Consider the following 16963-nt stretch of genomic DNA (forward strand, 5'->3'; position numbering starts at 1 on the left):
CGACGAAGTGACGTTCCGTGACCGGTCGGCGCGGCGCTACACGCGTACCTCCGCCGCCGTCTTCGACACGATCTCCGCGACGGTGACTCCGGGCGCGGTCTCGGTCAGCTCCAGGCCGCGCCCCGTCACCTCCAGGACACCGAGGTCGGTGACGATCCGGTCGACGCAGGCCTTGCCGGTGAGCGGCAGCGTGCACTCCGCGAGGAGCTTCGGGGAGCCGTCCTTGGCCGTGTGCGTCATGAGGACGATGACCGTGCGGGCACCGTGCACGAGGTCCATCGCCCCGCCGATCCCGGTGATCACCCTGCCGGGGACCGCCCAGTTGGCGAGGTCCCCGCGCGCGGAGACCTGCATCGCGCCGAGCACGGCGACGTCGATGTGCCCGCCGCGGATCATCCCGAAGGAGAGCGCCGAATCGAAGAAGGAGGCGCCGGGCAGCACGGTCACGGTCTCCTTGCCCGCGTTGATCAGGTCCGGGTCGACCTCGGCCTCGGTGGGGCGGGGACCCACGCCGAGGATGCCGTTCTCCGACTCCAGGACGACGTCCACGTCCGGCGGCAGATGGCCGGGGATCAGCGTCGGCAGGCCGATGCCGAGGTTCACGTACTGGCCGTCGCGGAGCTCGCGCGCCGCGCGGGCGGCCATCTCCTCCCGGGTCCACGCCATCAGCCGCGTACCGTCCGCTTCTCGATCCGCTTGTCCGCCGCCTGTTCGCGGGTGAGCGGCACCACCCGGTGCACGAAGACGCCGGGCAGGTGCACCGCGTCCGGGTCGATGCCGCCCGGCTCCACCAGCTCCTCGACCTCCGCGACCGTCACGCGTCCCGCCATCGCGGCGAGCGGGTTGAAGTTGCGGGCGGACCTGCGGAAGACGAGGTTGCCGTGCCGGTCGCCCTTCGCCGCGCGGACCAGCGCGAAGTCGGTGCGGATCGCGTGCTCCAGGACGTACGGCGTGCCGTCGAACTCCCGCACCTCCTTGGCCCGGGACGCGAGCGCGACCCCGCCGCGCCCGTCGTACCGCTGCGGAAGGCCGCCCTCGGCGACCTGGGTGCCCACCCCCGCCGGGGTGTAGAACGCGGGGACGCCCGCGCCGCCCGCACGCAGCCGCTCGGCGAGCGTGCCCTGCGGAACCAGCTCGACCTCCAGCTCACCGGCGAGGTACTGGCGCGCGAACTCCTTGTTGGCGCCGATGTAGGAACCGGTCACGCGGGCGATCCGGCCCGCCCCGAGGAGCACCGCGAGACCGGAGTCCAGCGCGCCGCAGTTGTTGGACACGACGTGCAGACCGGCGGCGCCGGAGGCGTGCAGCGCGCGGATCAGCTCGTTCGGCACGCCGCTGAGCCCGAAGCCGCCGACCGCGACCGACACCCCGTCCCGCACGTCGGCGACCGCCTCGGCAGCCGTGGCCACCACCTTGTCCATCCGCAGCCTCCGTGTCCACAATGCTCAGGGCACTGACTATTCCGGTGAGGATAGGGAGGCCTCAACTACCGTGCAAGAGGCCGCAAGTCGAGCAGAGGGAGTCGGAGTGAAGGCCGTGGACCTCGCCACCCACCCCGGACACCTGGCCCGGCGGCTGCAGCAGGCGCACCACCTCCTGTGGACCACGATGGTGTCCGAGGAGACCACGTCGCCGCAGTACGCCGTCCTCAACACCCTCGTCGCCGAACCCGGCCTCGATCAGCGGACCGTGGGGGAGCGCGTCGGCCTCGACCGGTCGACCGTCGCCGAGGTCGTCGCCCGGCTGATCCGCCGGGAGCTGCTCGCCAAGGTGCGCGACCCGCGCGACGGCCGGCGCTGCCTGCTGCGCGTCACGGACGAGGGCCGGCGCACACACCGCGCGCTGACCGGGCGGACCGCCCGCATGAACCAGGTGCTGCTCGCCCCGCTGTCCACCGAGGAGCGGTCCGTCTTCCTCGACCTGATCCAGCGGGTCGCGGACGCGGCGGAGAGCCTGCGCGACCCCACGGGGGCGGTCACGCCTTCGCGTACACCACCCACACCTGCCCCTTCGCGAACGGCAGTTGCTTCCCGTCGTCCGTCGTGAACTCCGTGCCGTCCCCGGCCGTCGGGCGCTTCCACCGCGCCTTGTAGGCGCGCCCGTCCCGCAGCACGCTCGCCGTCCCCTCGCCGACCGTCTCGGTGAACGGGGAGACGCTGCCCGCGCGGTCGTGGAAGCGCGAGGGCCGCACCTTCACGTGCTGCACGACGACCGTCGACGGAGAGAGCTCCTTGCCGCCGGACGTCCGGGCCCGGGTGCCGTCCATCGCGACGCGCCAGCGCCCCTCGTACTCCACCCAGTCGAACGTGAAGCGCGCCGCAGGGAAGCGGACCGTCCGCCGCGTCTGCGGTGTGCCGCCCTTCGGGCGCGGTCCGAACCGGAACCCCGCGTCGGCGAGGGCGCCCTCGCGCGGGTCCACCTTGAGGGCGGCCGGGCGTACGAAGAGGTTGTGCGGCGCGGGTCTCCCGCCGCCCCGGTAGTACGCGCCGCCGGGCGCCTTGCCGGGCGGCAGGGCCCGTACAGGTGCGTCGGCGATCAGGGGCAGGAGCTTGGACTGGGCCCCGGAGAACGCGAGCGCGGGCCGGTCGTACTGCCGCAGGAGTTCGAGGTCGGTCTCGCGCGCGCTGCGCACGGGGCCGACGACGGGCGGCAGATGGGACGCGTAGACCGCCATGAGGCGGCTGAGGCCCGCCTCCACCGGTTCCACGTAGACGACGTCCGCGGAGTCCAGGCCGGTCTGCGGGCGGGCCGGGGCGACGTTGTCGATCTTCACGGCTAGCACGTCGCCGCCCTTGCCCGCCGACGGATGCTTTCCGTCGGCGGGCTCGATCGTGCAGCCGGACACCAGGGCGGCGAGGACGAGCGCCACCGCCGCCCCGGCTCCGGTCCTGATCCGTGTACGCGTCCGTGTCCGCCGCCTCATGCGGAAGTCCTACCCCGAACGCGCCCGGAATCGCAGCCCTTCACGGACGGGCTCTCAGCCGAGATCGAGCGCGTTGCGCAGACCGAGCCGGTATCGGGTGCGGTCGACGCGCTTGAGGGCCTCGATCGCCGGGACGCGGTGCAGCGGCGTCACCGTGCACGGTTCGTGCTCCGAACCCGCCTGCTTGAGCAGGGCGTTGACGGCCTGCCGGGCCGACGCGTTGGCGCCCTCCATCGTCGCGAGGTCGATGTCCACGGAGACGTAGTCACCCGAGAGGAACAGGTTCGGGATCTTCGTGGCGGCCGACGGACGGTTGTGGAAGGTGCCCACGGGGTGGATGAGGAGCTGGTCCTCGTTGGTGGGGTTCGGCGTGCCGAGGCCGTCCACGCCCGGGTCGAGGAACCACGAGTGCAGCTTGGTGTCGCTGAGCACTGTCCTGCCGGTGTCGTTGAGCGCGGCCTTGAGCTGCGCCCACACCTCTTTGGCGACCTCCTCGCGGGTGCACTGCTTCGCCGTCTTGCCGTACAGGATTCCCGGCTTGTCCCACTCCGAGATGTCGACCGACAGGCAATCGACCGCGACGCCGTCGCCGTAGTCGGCCGGGAAGTCCCGCTCGGGCCAGTGCCCGGCCTGCGCGATGCCCGTCAGGGACCACGGCGAGTCGATGAGGTTGAAATGGCCCTTCACGACGGCCGGGCGCTCGGTCAGATAGAACTGGATGCCCGTCATCCAGTCCGTCTCCAGCTTGTCGCAGCGCGCGAGCTGCGGGTCGGCCGCCTTGAGCGCGGCGCTCCACGTGCGGCGCGCGTGCTCGACCGGCATGGCCTGGACGTAGTGGTCGGCGGTGATGTCGCGCCGTACGCCGTCGGGGCCCTCGACGACGGTCTTCGTGACGCGTCCTTCGCCGAAACCCAGCTCGCGCACGGTCCATCCGACGCGGAACTCCACGCCGAGCGACTTCAGATGGTCGACCCACGGGTCGATCCACGCCTCGTTGGTCGGCGCGTTCAGGATGCGGTCGGGCGGGCCGTCCGCGCCCTGCCCGAGCGCGTTGAGGACGAACGCCTCGCCGAGCGTGCCGACGGTCCGGGTGCTGGCCTCCTCGGCCTTGGTGGCCACGATGTTGCGGGTCACGCCGATCGCGAGGATGCGCTGGTAGTCCTTGGACATCCGCTCGGCTCGGGTGAACTCCCACCAGGGGGTCGACTCCCAGTCGTCGTCGCGGCGTTCGTCGCAGCTGGTGAAGAAGACCAGGGCGCGGTTCACGAAGTACGCGGCCTCGTGGGCCGGAAGGTTGAACGCCGTGTCGAGCAGCGCGGTCAGCGCCCGCCGGATGTCGTCCAGCGTGAGTTGCTCCGGCTCGTGGCCCGGCCAGGGGATCGGCATCCTGATGTCCTCGCGACCGGTGCGCGCGAACGACATCTCGCGGGGCGCGATCAGGTTGTCCCACACGCCGTTCGCGTTCCCGGGGAACGGGATGCGGCGCATCGTGTCCGGCAGGTTGTGGTAGATGCCCGGGATGAAGCGGAAGCCGTGCTCGCCGGGCAGCGGTTTGCGGTTCCCCTTCGCGCTGTCCGGCACGTCCATGCTGCGGGCCTTGCCGCCGAGTGCCCTGCGTTCGTAGACGGTCACCGCGAAGCCGCGCTCCGCCAGTTCGTGGGCCGCGGTGAGTCCGGCGACGCCCCCGCCGAGGACCGCGACGGTCTGCTCCGCCCGCCGCGCGTCAGCGGCGCCCGGCGCGGACGCCGCGGCGGGCAGCGCGCCCGCGCCCACCCCCAGCGCGGCCGCCCCGCCGACCGCCGCGGCCCCCGCGACGAACCCGCGCCGCGTGCTGCCGTCCGCCGTGTTTCCCACCGTGCTCGCCCCGGCACGACTGTGCCCCATGCTCCGCCCCCATTACCGTCGGTAACTGACGTGTCAGGCGCAGGAGCCTACGGTCATGGCCCGAGGGGCGGAAGATACGGGAGAGCGGAGAAGAACATTGGCGTGATCGGAGTCGTTGGCGTGATCGGCGTGGTCGGTCCGCTCGCGTCGCGCGAACACGGGCTCTCAGCCCGTGTCGCCCAGCACGTCGTCCAGGGCGTGCCTCACCGGCTGCTCCAACTGGGCGTACGTGCAGCTCTCCGGGATGCGGTCCGGGCGCCATCTGCGGAAGGCGGCCGTGTGGCGGAAGCGCTGCCCGTTCTCCATGTGGTCGTACGCCACCTCGCAGACCCGCTCCGGCCTCAGCGGCACCCACGACAGGTCCTTCTTGCCCGTCCAGCGGCTCGGGGCGCCGGGCATACGGGCCGTCTCGTGGGCCGTCTCGTCCGTCCAGGACGACCACGGGTGGCCGGCCGCGGACCGCATGCGCAGCGGCTCCAGCTCCTCGATGAGTTCGGCACGGCGTTTCATCGAGAACGCGGCGCACACGCCCACGTGCTGCAGGGCGCCCCCGTCGTCGTACAGCCCGAGGAGCAGCGAGCCGACGATGGGCCCGCTCTTGTGGAAGCGGTAGCCCGCGACCACGCAGTCCGCCGTGCGCTCGTGCTTGATCTTGAACATGAGGCGTTCGTTCTGGCGGTAGCGCAGGTCGAGGGGTTTGGCGATGACGCCGTCGAGGCCCGCGCCCTCGAACTGCTCGAACCAGACGTGCGCCACGTCGGGGTCCGTGGTCGCGGGCGCCACGTGCACGGGCGCTGTGACACCGGACAGCGCCTGCACGAGCAGAGCGCGCCGGTCGGCCATGGGAGTGTCGAGCAGGGCCTCGTCGGCCAGTGCGAGCAGGTCGAACGCCACGAAGGAGGCGGGGGTGCGCTCGGCGAGGGTGGCCACGCGGGACGCGGCGGGGTGAATGCGCTCCGTGAGCGCGTCGAAGTCGAGGCGCCCGTCCTTGGCGATCACGATCTCGCCGTCCAGCACGCACCGCTCCGGCAACCGCTCGCGCAGCGCGGCCACCAACTCGGGAAAGTAGCGCGTCAGGGGCTTGCCGGTGCGACTGCCGAGCTCCAGCTCGTCACCGTCACGGAAGGCGATCGCGCGGAACCCGTCCCACTTGGCCTCGTACTGCATGCCCGGCGGGATCTTCTTCACGGGCTTCGCGAGCATGGGCTTCACGGGCGGCATGACCGGCAGATCCATGATTCGAATCTAGGCGGCACCCCGCCGGGCCGCCTGTTCGGCACGAGTCCCGCGGGGTCCGGTGTCCCACTCGCGTCGCCTCCCGCCCCAAAGGGGCATTCGTCCAGGTGACGGGGCGCGTCCCGGGACGGGAACCGGCCGCGGGCGGGCATAGGCCGGGTGACTGGGCAACACCACCACCAGAGGTATCACCATGACCCGGAAGCGTGCTCTCGCCTGGACGACGATCACCGTCCTCCTCGCCGGCTTCGGCACCGTCGCGCCGATCGCCCGGGCATCCGCTCCCGCCCCTGTCGCGGCCCCGCAGGACTGCGCGGCCGATCTCGTCTGCTTCGTCCGGCAGGCGCGGGCCGCCCACCCCGCCACGGCGCCCGGCATGCTGCTGGAACTGAGCGCCGCGCGGGACAGCTCCTGCAACGACAACAGGCTCCTGCACCTGCCGGCGGCGCATCCCCGTGCCGACCGCACCGTGCTGCGTGCCGTCCTCGACGCCGTGGCGGGCGGCTCGCGACGGGGGAGCGGCCCTACGCCGCGGTGCTCGCGTCGGCGGGGCGGACTGAGCTCACGGCGGTGGAAGCGCGAGCGCTGGGGGACCTGCGCGGGGCCTCCGCCCGGCTGCGTGGCCGGTTCGACCGGTGTCTCGCCGTGCCACGTGACCTCGTGTCCGTCAGGCCTCGTACTCCGTCAGGTCGATGGAGTGGATGTGCAGGGGGTGGCCCGAGACCGGGTGGGTGGTCTCGCGGTCCAGGGTCATGCCGAGCTTGCGCACGACGTTGGCCGAGGCCTGGTTGCCGACCCGGTCGATGCTGATCACGCGGTCGAGGCCACGGTCCTGGAGGGCGAATTCGAGGGTGGCCTGCGCCGCCTCGGAGGCGTAGCCCTGGCCCCAGAACGGTGAGCCGAGGCGCCAGCTGATCGCGACGGCGGGCAGGACCTCGGGCAGGAACTCGGGGACGGAGAGGCCGGTGAAGCCGGCGAGCTCGCCGGAGGCGAGGAGTTCGACGGCGAACAGCCCGAAGCCCTCGTCGTCCCACTCCTCCTCCCAGCGCTCGATGTCCTCCGCGGTCCTGTCCAGGTCGTGCACGGGACCACCGTCGACCCAGCGCATGACCCGGGGGTCCGCATTGATGTCCGCCATGGGAGCGAGGTCGTCGTCGTGCCAGCGGCGCAGGAGGAGGCGGGGGGTGCGGATCTCGGTCATGGCCCCCATCCTGCCGAAGCCGGGACCACCGGCGAAATCGGCCCCCGCCCGCCGGAGCAGCGCATATCGTCGATATGCGGCGAATGTCCGAGGCGCTTAGCGTGGCTCGCATGGGTGCAGCCAAGGGCAAGAGCGCGGCCGTGGACATCGACACGGGGGAGCGGACGGTACGTCTCTCCAGCCCGGACCGGGTGGTCTTCCCCGAGCGCGGCTTCACCAAGCTCGACGTCGCCCAGTACTTCCTGGCCGTCGGTCCCGGCATCCTCCGCGCCCTCCGCGACCGCCCCACCACCCTCCAGCGCTACCCGGAAGGTGCGGCCGGCGAGTTCTTCTACCAGAAGCGCGCCCCGAAGAACCACCCCGACTGGATCCCCACCGCCACCATCGCCTTCCCCAGCGGCCGCACCGCCGACGAGATGTGCCCCACGGAGGTCGCCGCCGTCATCTGGGCCGCCCAGTACAACACCCTCACCTTCCACCCCTGGCCCGTGCGCGGCGACGACCTCGACCACCCCGACGAACTCCGCATCGACCTCGACCCGCAGCCCGGCACCGACTACGCGGACGCGGTCCGCGCCGCCCATGAACTACGGGCGGTGCTCGACGAGTTCGGGGGGCTCGAAGGCTGGCCGAAGACATCCGGCGGGCGCGGCCTGCACGTCTTCGTGCCCATCGAGCCGCGCTGGACCTTCACGCAGGTGCGCAGGGCGGCCATCGCCGTCGGGCGTGAGCTGGAGCGCCGGATGCCGGACGCCGTCACGACGGCGTGGTGGAAGGAGGAGCGCGGGGAGAAGATCTTCGTCGACTACAACCAGACCGCCAGGGACCGCACCATCGCCTCCGCCTACTCGCTCCGCGCCCGCCCGCACGCCCCCGTGTCCGCGCCGCTGCGCTGGGACGAGGTCGAGGACGCCCGTCCCGAGGACTTCGACCTCGCCACCATGCCGGGCCGCTTCGCCGACGTCGGCGACGTCCACGCCGGCATGGACGAGCACCGGCACTCACTGGAGGCGCTGCTCGCCCTCGCCGACCAGGACGAGCGGGACCACGGCCTCGGCGACCTGCCGTATCCGCCGGAGTACCCGAAGATGCCGGGCGAGCCGAAGCGGGTGCAGCCGAGCCGGGCGAAGCACGAGGAGTGACGCCGCCCCTGTCCCGGGCGAAGCACGAAGAGCAGCGGCGCCCCCGTCCCAGCCCGGGACGGGGGCGCCGACGCGACAGGGCGGGACCCGGGACTACAGCTCCTTGATCCGGATGTCGCGGTACGAGATCACATCCGTGACACCGTGCACCTGCACCCCGAGATAACCGGACGAGTAACGCCGCCCGTCCGTGCCCGGGTCGTCGCCGCGCGGGGGCGTGAACTCCTGCCCGCCCGTGTTGTCGAACTCGTTGATCAGGACGCCGTTGCGGTAGACCGAGTAGTGCTGGTCCACCACCTTGATCTCGTAGTCGTTCCACGTGCCCTTCGGCGTGACGCCCGCGCCGGCCAGGCCGACCCGGTCGAAGCCGTAGACCGAGCCGGTCTTGTACATGTCGCCGTCGGGCCGGTCCAGTGCCTGGATCTCGTGGCCGTACTTGATGGCGACCCACTCCGGACGGGACTCCTCCGGGTGGTCGTGGACCTGCGGGAAGCGGACGAAGACGCCGCCGTTGGCGTTGCCGTTGCCCGGCGCGTCGTCCCGCCACTGGAGCTTCAGCGAGAAGTCCCCGTACTTGCGCTGCGGGAACCACAGCATGCCCATGCCCTCGACGCTGGTGCTGCTCGTGATCGAACCGTCCGCGTTCAGGCCGAACTTGCCGCCCCCGACCTGCTCCCACTTGTCCAGGGACGCCTGCGTGCCGTCGAAGAGCTTGCGGTAGCCCTCTGTCTGGCCGGGCTTGCCGATGCCGGACTGCTTGGCGGCGCGGTTGATCTTGTTGTACTCGCGCTTGTCGATCTCACCCGCCCTGAGGAGCTTGTCCGTCACGCTCTTGACGTGCTTCAGGAAGAGCGCGTGCGAGGTCCACTCCTTCTCGTCCTCGATCAACTCGCCCAACCGGCAGCGGTTGTTGGTGACCCGGTTCGGGATTCCCGTGTCGACCGTGCCCACGAACACCGTCAACCGCTCGTCGTACTCCGGGCAGTCGGGGGCCGGGACGCCACCGCCCTCGGCCACCGTGAAGGAGGCGGTCTTCGCCTCCGAGGCGTTGCCCGCCTTGTCGCTCGCCCGGTACGCCACGGTGTGGCGCCCCACGCGGTCGACGACGACCGGCGCCTCGTACGCCAGGTAGGGGCCGCCGTCCAGGGAGTACTCGACCTTGTCGACCCCCGAACCGGCGTCCGTGGCGGTGACCGTCACCTTCGCCTTCCCGAGGTAGGCACCGTCCGAGTCCTTGCTGCCCTCGACCTTCGCCGAGGTCTCCGGCGGCGTCCTGTCCTCCACGGGCGGCGCGACGACGGTGAACTCCGCGGTCTTCTCCCCCGCCTGGTTGCCCGCCTTGTCGGAGGCGCGGTAGCGGACCTTGTGGGCGCCCGCCTCGTGCACCATGACCGGCGCGGTGTACGCGGTCCACGCGCCGTCACCGATCGCGTACTCGATCTTGTTGACGCCGGAGCCGGTGTCGGACGCGGTCACCGTGACCGTCGCCATCCCGACGTACTGCCCCTGGTCGTTCTTCTCGCCGCTCACCGTGGCCGACGTCTCCGGCGGCGTCCTGTCGTCCGTCGGCGGCGCGACGACCTTGAAGTCGGCCGCCTTCTCCGCGGACACGTTGCCCGCCTTGTCGGTGGCCCGGTGGCGGATCTTGTGGGTGCCGACCTGGTCGACGACCACGGGTGCGGTGTACGGCTGCCAGGCGCCGTCCGCCCCCACCGCGTACTCGATCTTGTCGACGCCCGAACCCTCGTCCGTCGCCGTCACGGCCACCGTCGCCGAACCCACGTAGGCGCCGTCGGCGTTGGTGGTTCCCTCGACCTTCGCCGCGGTCTGCGGAGCCGTGGTGTCCTCGCCGCCGCCCTCGGTCACGACGAGGATGCCCTGCATCGAACCGTGGCCGGGGATGGTGCAGTGGTAGCGGTAGCGGCCCGGGGTGAGCGTCACCTCGGCGGTGTGCTTGCCTCCCTTGTCGTCGTTGGGGTTGGCCATGATGTTGAGCGTGACGTCGTTGTTGTACTCCGGGTCGGAGGTGTCGAACGTCAGCGTGTGCGGCATGCCGGTCGTGTTGCCGGTCGCCTCGCTGTTCTCGAAGACGATCGTCGTCGGGCCCGCCACCGCCGTGGTCGGCGCCGACTTGTACTTGCTGATGTCGTTGTCGGCGGTCCACGTGAGCGTCTGCGCCCGCACGGACGGACCCGTGTCGTCGGGGCGGGCCACCGCCGCCGTCGACGTCAGGCCGCCGAGCACCATCAAGAGCGCGGCGAACAGCGCCGTGCACAGTCTTCGCCTCTGCGCGGCCCGTGGGGCCCGCGGCGTCCGAGATCGCATCATCCCGCCTTCCTGGCCAGGTCGTCGGCGGCCGGAGTCGGCGCCCCGCCCTTGTACGTCACGCGCCACAGCGCCGACTTGGAGTCCGAGGTGAAGAAGCCGCGCCCGTAGTCGAGGACGTACAGCGAACCGTCCGGCGCGAACTTCCAGTCCATGAGGTTCTTGATGCCGTCGTTGCCGATCGGAATGATCTTCTTCAGCGACTCGGCGTGGACGGGCAGGCCGCCCTTGCCGACCGTCTTCGGGTCGGTCACCACCGCGTGCCGCGGCTGGTCGGAGTCGTAGAAGTCACCGACGAACCACTTGCCGTCCCAGTACGCGGGCCACTTGTCGGCGCTCGTGCTCGTCGCGTCGTACCGGTAGACCGGACCGTTCATCGTGGCCTGGCCGCCGCCCTTGAGCCACGGCAGGAGGATCTTCTGCTCCGCCGTCTTGTAGCTCGGCACGCCCTTGGCGTCGCGCGGATAGTCGACGCCGCCGCCCTGCGGCGAGTACCAGATGTTGTTCGGCTCGGCCGGCGGGATGTTGACGAGGCCGTCGTTGTTCGGCGACTCGTTCTTGAGGTTCTTGCAGTCGTACCAGCCCAGCGGCTTCGACGGGTCCGGCAGGTTGCGGTCGCGGTAGGGCTGGTTGTTGCCCATGCAGTACGGCCAGCCGCGGTTGGAGGCGTGGGTGATCGCCGCGAACGTGTCGTACTTCGCCGGGCCCCAGGTCGTCGACGGCGCACCCGCGTCCGGTCCCACCCAGCCCGCGTACAGCGTGTCCGTCTTCTTGTCGACACTGATGCGCGCCGGGTTCCTGACGCCCATCACATAGATCTCGCCGCGCGTCTTGCCGCCGCCCTCGTCCGGCTCCTTGCCGGTGAACAGGTTGCCCTCGGGGAGCGTGTACGTCCCGTCGGGCTCCGGGTGGATGCGCAGGATCTTGCCGTTGAGGTTGTTGGTGTTGCCGGCCGTGCGGCGCGCGTCGGCGAACGAGACGCCCTTGAAGTTCGGCTGCGGGTTGTTGCCCGAGTAACCGTCCGAGAACTGCGAGGAGTTGTTGTCACCCGTCGCGATGTAGAGGTTGTCCTTGGAGTCCCAGGCCATCCCGCCGCCCGCGTGGCAGCAGCTGTGGATCTGCACCGGCCACTTCAGGAGCACCTTCTCACTGCCCATGTCGAGCTTGCCCGTGCCGTGGTCGTAGGTGAACCGGGAGACGTAGCGCTGCGCCATGTGCGTCTCGCGGTTGATCTTCGAGTGGGGCGTGTAGTGCAGGTACACCCACCCGTTCTGCTCGAACTTCGGGTCGAGCTCGATGCCGAGGAGGCCCTCCTCGACCTTGATCAGCTCGTCGCCGCCGCCCTTGTTGCCGAAGACGGTCAGCGCGCCCGCCAGCGTCGACTTCCTGGTCTTCGGGTCGTAGACGTGGATCTCGCCCGTGCCCTTGCCGATGTCCGGGTTGTTCCAGTCGGTGATGACGGGCTGCGAGGAGTCCGCGCCGCCGCGGCCGATGTGGAAGACCTTGCCGTCGGGCGCGGTGACCAGGCCGTGCGGCTCGCCGATCTGGTCGTTCCTGCCCGGCTGGTTGGCCTGCGTGAGGCGCTCCGCCTTGTAGTTGGCGTTGATCGTCGCCCGGCAGTCGGCGCGCGCGATGCGCGTGGTCCACAGCAGGGCGCCCCGCAGGTGGCTGCGGAAGTCCGCCTCGTCGTACGAGGCCGCCGTGCCGCCCATGCCCGTGTAGAAGGAGCGTCCGCCGTCGTAGTCGCGGCACCAGGACACGGGGTGGTCCCAGCCGTTCTTGCCCGCGCCCGGCTGGTACGTCGACTCGCGGACGCGGGCGACCGTGTGGACGTCGCCCGAGGGGTTCTTCGTCCAGTTCAGCCACCGGTCAGGGCGCTTCCACTGGAGCGGCAGGCTCTTGGTCGCCGGGTGCTCGCGGTCGCCGACCTCGACGGTGGCGCGCTGGACGTCCGTCGGGCTCGCGTCGGCGGGACGGGCGCCGATCAGGCCGGTGAACCAGGATGAGTACGGCTCGGCGCGGGCGGCGTCGTGGATGCCGAGGAAGCCGCCGCCGGCCTCCATGTAGGCCTCCAGGCCCGCCTCCTGCTCGGCGTCGAGGACGTCACCGCCGCCGGTGAGGAAGGCGACGGCGTTGAACTTGCCGAGCTTGCGCTCCTTGGTGAAGACGGACGCGTCGTCCGTCGCCACGATCTTGAACCGTTCGGCCGCCGGGCCCGACCGGCCGATCTTCTCGATGGCCTCGATGCCCGCGTTGACGACGGGCGACTCGTCGCCGTCCGCCGCAGAGCCGTGGAAGACCAGGACCTTGACGTCGGCCCCGCCGGGCGGCGAGGGCAGGGACATCGTTGTCAACTCCGGTTCCGGGTACGGCCGCGCGGACGCGGCCTGCGCGGAGAGCGCCCCGGTGACCAGGGCACCGGACAGCAGCGCGGCCACCAGGGCCCGCCGCCTGCCGTCCGGTCTGCGTCGAGATCTGCTCAACCCTCGTACGGTCAAGGGCTCTTGATGCGGTGTGCGCCGCATGAGTACACCCACCCCTCGTCGGTCACAGCAACAGCGCCGACGAAGCTAGACCTCTTTTCGCAACTCGCCAATAGGTATCACCGCGATAGCACCAACTTTGTCCTGCGTGTGGATAAACAAAGATCCGGCCGATACCGTGTGGCCGTCCCCGGGGCCTCCCGCGCCCCGTCAGTCTCCGTACCGCAGTGGGGAGTTCGTCATGGACCGATCGAACCGACGGGATCTGGACAGGCGCAGCTTCAACCGTCGGATGCTCGTCGGCGGCGCGGCAGCGGCGGCGGGGGTGACATCGTTGTCGGTGGCGGGCGCGCCCGACGCGAGGACGGCCGAGGCGCCGCCGAGAACCGCCCCCGCGGGAGGCGAGGTCAAGCGCATCAAGATGTACGCGGAGAAGCTCCCCGACGGGCAGATGGGGTACGGCCTGGAGAAGGGCAAGGCGTCCATCCCCGGCCCGCTCATCGAGCTGAACGAGGGCGACACGCTGCACATCGAGTTCGAGAACACGATGGACGTCGACGCGAGCCTGCACGTGCACGGCATGGACTACGAGATCTCCAGCGACGGCACGAGGCACACCAGGAGCCATGTGGAGCCCGGCGGCAAGCGCACCTACACCTGGCGCACGCACAAGCCCGGCCGCCGCAAGGACGGCACCTGGCGCCCCGGCACGGCGGGCTACTGGCACTACCACGACCACGTGGTCGGCACGGACCACGGCACCACGGGCGTGCGCAAGGGGCTCTACGGCGCACTCGTCGTGCGGCGCAAGGGCGACCTGCTGCCCGACAAGACGTTCACCGTCGTGTTCAACGACATGACGATCAACAACAAGGCGGGTCACGACGCCCCCGCGTTCGAGGCGACCGTGGGCGACCGCGTCGAGTTCGTCTCGATCACCCACGGCGAGTACTACCACACGTTCCACGTGCACGGTCACCGCTGGGCGGACAACCGCACGGGCCTGCTGACCGGCCCCGACGACCCGAGCCAGATCCTCGACGACAAGATCACGGGCCCGGGCGACTCCTTCGGCTTCCAGGTCATCGCGGGGGAGGGGGTGGGGGCCGGGGCGTGGATGTACCACTGCCACGTCCAGAGCCACTCGGACATGGGGATGGCGGGGCTGTTCCTGGTGAAGAAGGCGGACGGGACGATTCCGGACTATGAGCCGCACCATGCGGGGGCGTCGAAGTCGCCGAAGTCCTCGAAGCCGGCGGAGTCACCCGACGCATCGGATCCGTCCGGAGGGCACCACCATTAGTTCGCGTCGGCGCGCAGCCCCTCCCTGAGCCGGGAGAGCATCTCGGCGAGGTCGTCCGGGTCCGGGCAGCCGTCCGGCTCCGCGCAGCGGTCGGTCCAGCCGGAGGCTTCCAGCCGCTCCAGGCGTTCGAGGACGCGGGGGCGGATGTCGTCGGGCAGTCGGAACCCGTCGTCCACCGCGGCGAACAGGCAGGCCGCCACGAACCCCCAGTGGGCGTCGGGGGACGCGAGCTCGTGGAGCAGCCGGTCGTACGCGTCCGGGATGTTCCGTGCGAGGGCGTCGCGGAAGCTGACCGCGCGGAGGGCCGGGACCGACGAGTCGGCGTGTCGCTGCAGCGCGTCGGTGACGGCTCCGGCGTTGCGTTCCTCGGCGCAGTCGAGACCGGCGAGCGCCCGCGCGGCGGCGACCCGGACGACGGTCTCTTCGTCGTGGTCGAGGAGCCCGACGAGCCCCTCCACGGCCTCGCCCTCCACGGGGGAACCCGCGGCCATCGGGTTGAGGCCGTCGGCGGCGGCGCCGCGCACGTCGGCGTCGGGGTGCCGCAGGGCTTCGAGGAACAGCGCGTACGGTGGCTCGTCCAGGGGCTTGTGCATCTGGAGCTCGTCGTAGCAGCGCAACACCTCCGCCAGGACGCGGGGGCCGGGCCGCCCCCGGCCAGCCGGTCGAGGGCGCGTCGGACCGGTCCGTACCGGAGTGTGTCGTTGAACAGCAGCAGGTCCGAGAGCAGGTCGACGCCGAGGGTGCTGCGGTCCGGGTCCCGGTCGGCGCAGAGTCCGAGGGCCTCGTCGATGAGCAGGCCGACCTGGGCGCGCTCGCTCCACGACTCCCCGCCGGCGGCCCGCGCGAGGCCGCCCACAATGTCGGTGCGCTCCTTGGAGCCCGGGGCGAGGGGCAGCGCCTCGGCGAGCAGGGACTGCGCCCGCCCCCGCAGCCGGTCCGCGTCCTCCGCACCCAGCGGTTCGTTCCTGCGCACGACGAGCGACGCCAGCATCACGGCGAAGTCGAACGCCAGATCGCGATGGAAGTCCCCGGGCCGTCCGACCCCGTCGAGCCCCTGCGGGGTCCAGCCCTGCCCGCGCAGATACGTGAGGCGTTCCCGCATGTCGTCCTGGATGTCCTCGCCGACCTCCCGCAGGACCGGCGGCCCGCCGAGCTCCTCGACGAACCCGGTCCACGCCCGCAGGAAGCCCTCGGGGTCGTCCAGGTGCCCGGCGACGATCCCCTCCACGCGCTGCCGCACCCCGGCGTCGCGCCGCAGCGCGGCACAGAAACCGTCGACGACGGTCTCGTGGAAGTCGTCCGTCCACGGCTCGCGCGCCACGGCGGCTGCCAGTTCCCGGAGCGCCCACTCCAGCTCGGCGCCCTCGGCGGCGGCGAGGGCCGCCTTGCCACGGACGGCCACGTCCGGGTCCCGCAGAGCGACCCCCAGCTCCTGGTGCAACTCGGCCGGCCTGCGCTCTCTCCGCTTCTTGAACACGGGGGCAGGGTACGCAGGTCAGGTGCCCTGAGGCAGCACGGTTCGCGGTCGCCGCCGGGCGGTGGGTGCGAGGAGGGCGCGGAGATCGGTGACGCGGTACCCGCGCCCGACGACCGCGTCGAGAATCCGCGGCAGGGCCCGGGCGTCGAGCACGTCCGTCCGCCCCTCGGAGGCACCCACGTGCAGCTGAAGGATCGCTCCGGGGCGCAGGGCGTCCACGGCCCTGCGCACCGCGCGGTCCACCGTCATGCCGCCCTCGGTTCCCTTCCACCCGTTGGTGTCGGCCGTGTACTCGATGTCCGCGAACCCCAGCTCGTTGACCTCCCTGATGTGGCCGGGGGCGGTCTCGCCGTAGGGGAAACGGAAGAACGGGGTCAGCGCGGCACCCGCACCGGCCGCGCGCAGGGCGCGGTCCGCGGCCCGCACCTCGCGCCGCCGCCCGGCGGCGGTCAGGTCCTTGAAGCGGGGGTGGCTGAAGGAGTGGTTGCCCAGGCCGTGTCCCGCGGCCACCACCCGCCGCACCACCCGCGGGTGCCGGTCGGCGAAGTCGCCGGTGAGGAAGAACGTGGCGGGCGCGTGCCGACGGCCGAGCTCGGCGAGCATCCGGCCGAGGCCCGCGTCGTTCCAGGCCGCGTTGAAGGTCACCGCGACCACTCGCTCGCGTGTGGCGATGACCCGGTTCTCCGACCCGAACAGGGCCCGCAGCCTCCTCTCGTCCACGGGTGCCGGTGTGTGCCGCAGGGCGGCATGGGCCGGTGCGGCGGTCTCGGGCCCCGGGGCCCGCCATTCGGCGGCGAGCAGCCCGGCGGCGGCCACGCCGAGCATCCGGCGGGACACGGGGCGGTTCAGGGCGACGGCGGAAGGAGTTCTCATGCCCTCGTGATCGGCCGGCCGATGCCCGGCCTTGAGTGGCCCCACGTGTCCCGCCGTGAGGGGCCCCACGACGGTCGGACGCCCCCCTCGACCTCGAATCCTCCCCGAACCCTCCA

General features: G+C 71.5%; 13 protein-coding genes. 3 read left to right on the plus strand and 10 right to left on the minus strand.

The genetic code is table 11. The features are described 5' to 3' along the window. Window positions 1-36: 36 nt before the first annotated feature. Together DEJ47_RS32760 and DEJ47_RS32765 are read right to left on the minus strand one after the other, a co-directional pair. Window positions 37-666, minus strand: coding sequence for a CoA transferase subunit B (locus DEJ47_RS32760; RefSeq protein WP_150174444.1), 630 nt, complete (start codon window positions 664-666; stop codon window positions 37-39). Further along, window positions 666-1421, minus strand: coding sequence for a CoA transferase subunit A (locus tag DEJ47_RS32765; protein ID WP_150174447.1), 756 nt, complete (start codon window positions 1419-1421; stop codon window positions 666-668). The genes DEJ47_RS32760 and DEJ47_RS32765 overlap by 1 nt, the downstream gene beginning before the upstream one ends. Window positions 1422-1527: 106 nt before the next feature. Between DEJ47_RS32765 and DEJ47_RS32770 the strand changes: the two genes are divergently transcribed. After that, entirely contained in the window at window positions 1528-2046 is a 519-nt protein-coding gene (locus tag DEJ47_RS32770) for a MarR family winged helix-turn-helix transcriptional regulator (protein ID WP_150174450.1), read from the plus strand. Here DEJ47_RS32770 and DEJ47_RS32775 read toward each other — a convergent pair. From DEJ47_RS32775 to DEJ47_RS32795, 4 genes are all read right to left on the minus strand, one after another. Beyond that, window positions 1976-2923 (minus strand): DUF3048 domain-containing protein, encoded by a 948-nt coding sequence (locus DEJ47_RS32775; RefSeq protein ID WP_150174452.1) that lies wholly within the window; start codon window positions 2921-2923, stop codon window positions 1976-1978. The genes DEJ47_RS32770 and DEJ47_RS32775 overlap by 71 nt on opposite strands. A gap of 54 nt (window positions 2924-2977) precedes the next feature. Further along, entirely contained in the window at window positions 2978-4807 is a 1830-nt protein-coding gene (locus DEJ47_RS32780; protein ID WP_150174455.1) for an FAD-dependent oxidoreductase, read from the minus strand. A gap of 165 nt (window positions 4808-4972) precedes the next feature. Next, a complete protein-coding gene (locus DEJ47_RS32785) occupies window positions 4973-6043 on the minus strand; it encodes an ATP-dependent DNA ligase (RefSeq protein ID WP_150174458.1) in 1071 nt (356 codons plus the stop codon). 667 nt (window positions 6044-6710) lie between these two features. Further along, window positions 6711-7244 (minus strand): GNAT family N-acetyltransferase, encoded by a 534-nt coding sequence (locus DEJ47_RS32795; RefSeq protein WP_150174462.1) that lies wholly within the window; start codon window positions 7242-7244, stop codon window positions 6711-6713. Window positions 7245-7354: 110 nt separating this feature from the next. On the opposite strand from DEJ47_RS32795, the gene ligD reads away from it, so the two are divergent. After that, the gene (gene ligD / locus DEJ47_RS32800) at window positions 7355-8386 is read left to right on the plus strand and encodes a non-homologous end-joining DNA ligase (protein WP_150174464.1); all 1032 of its coding nucleotides are present in this window, start codon (window positions 7355-7357) and stop codon (window positions 8384-8386) included. Between the two features lie 93 nt (window positions 8387-8479). Here the strand turns inward: ligD and DEJ47_RS32805 are convergent, their stop codons facing one another. Then, window positions 8480-10711, minus strand: coding sequence for an OmpL47-type beta-barrel domain-containing protein (locus DEJ47_RS32805; protein ID WP_150176030.1), 2232 nt, complete (start codon window positions 10709-10711; stop codon window positions 8480-8482). Continuing rightward, window positions 10711-13236, minus strand: a complete 2526-nt coding sequence (locus DEJ47_RS32810; RefSeq protein ID WP_150174466.1) for a ThuA domain-containing protein — start codon at window positions 13234-13236, stop codon at window positions 10711-10713. The genes DEJ47_RS32805 and DEJ47_RS32810 overlap by 1 nt, the downstream gene beginning before the upstream one ends. A gap of 223 nt (window positions 13237-13459) precedes the next feature. Here DEJ47_RS32810 and DEJ47_RS32815 point away from each other — a divergent pair, with 223 nt between their 5' ends. Beyond that, window positions 13460-14497, plus strand: a complete 1038-nt coding sequence (locus DEJ47_RS32815) for a multicopper oxidase domain-containing protein (protein ID WP_150176031.1) — start codon at window positions 13460-13462, stop codon at window positions 14495-14497. On the opposite strand, the gene DEJ47_RS32820 is transcribed toward DEJ47_RS32815, so the two are convergent. After that, complete coding sequence (locus DEJ47_RS32820) at window positions 14494-15090, minus strand: HEAT repeat domain-containing protein (RefSeq protein WP_150174470.1); 597 nt, start codon at window positions 15088-15090, stop codon at window positions 14494-14496. The two genes, DEJ47_RS32815 and DEJ47_RS32820, sit on opposite strands and share 4 nt — an antisense overlap. Window positions 15091-15992: 902 nt before the next feature. Further along, window positions 15993-16847, minus strand: coding sequence for a polysaccharide deacetylase family protein (locus DEJ47_RS32825; RefSeq protein WP_223828582.1), 855 nt, complete (start codon window positions 16845-16847; stop codon window positions 15993-15995). Window positions 16848-16963: the final 116 nt, after the last annotated feature.

This window comes from Streptomyces venezuelae (assembly GCF_008642355.1).
GTDB classification, from domain to species: domain Bacteria; phylum Actinomycetota; class Actinomycetes; order Streptomycetales; family Streptomycetaceae; genus Streptomyces; species Streptomyces venezuelae_B.

Coding starts and splice junctions, on each gene's coding strand:
- DEJ47_RS32760 (WP_150174444.1), bottom strand. CDS start 666: ATGGCGTGGACCCGGGAGGAGATGGCCGCCCGCGCGGCGCGCGAGCTC.
- DEJ47_RS32765 (WP_150174447.1), bottom strand. CDS start 1,421: ATGGACAAGGTGGTGGCCACGGCTGCCGAGGCGGTCGCCGACGTGCGG.
- DEJ47_RS32775 (WP_150174452.1), bottom strand. CDS start 2,923: ATGAGGCGGCGGACACGGACGCGTACACGGATCAGGACCGGAGCCGGG.
- DEJ47_RS32780 (WP_150174455.1), bottom strand. CDS start 4,807: ATGGGGCACAGTCGTGCCGGGGCGAGCACGGTGGGAAACACGGCGGAC.
- DEJ47_RS32785 (WP_150174458.1), bottom strand. CDS start 6,043: ATGGATCTGCCGGTCATGCCGCCCGTGAAGCCCATGCTCGCGAAGCCC.
- DEJ47_RS32795 (WP_150174462.1), bottom strand. CDS start 7,244: ATGACCGAGATCCGCACCCCCCGCCTCCTCCTGCGCCGCTGGCACGAC.
- ligD (WP_150174464.1), top strand. CDS start 7,355: ATGGGTGCAGCCAAGGGCAAGAGCGCGGCCGTGGACATCGACACGGGG.
- DEJ47_RS32805 (WP_150176030.1), bottom strand. CDS start 10,711: ATGCGATCTCGGACGCCGCGGGCCCCACGGGCCGCGCAGAGGCGAAGA.
- DEJ47_RS32810 (WP_150174466.1), bottom strand. CDS start 13,236: ATGCGGCGCACACCGCATCAAGAGCCCTTGACCGTACGAGGGTTGAGC.
- DEJ47_RS32820 (WP_150174470.1), bottom strand. CDS start 15,090: ATGCACAAGCCCCTGGACGAGCCACCGTACGCGCTGTTCCTCGAAGCC.
- DEJ47_RS32825 (WP_223828582.1), bottom strand. CDS start 16,847: ATGAGAACTCCTTCCGCCGTCGCCCTGAACCGCCCCGTGTCCCGCCGG.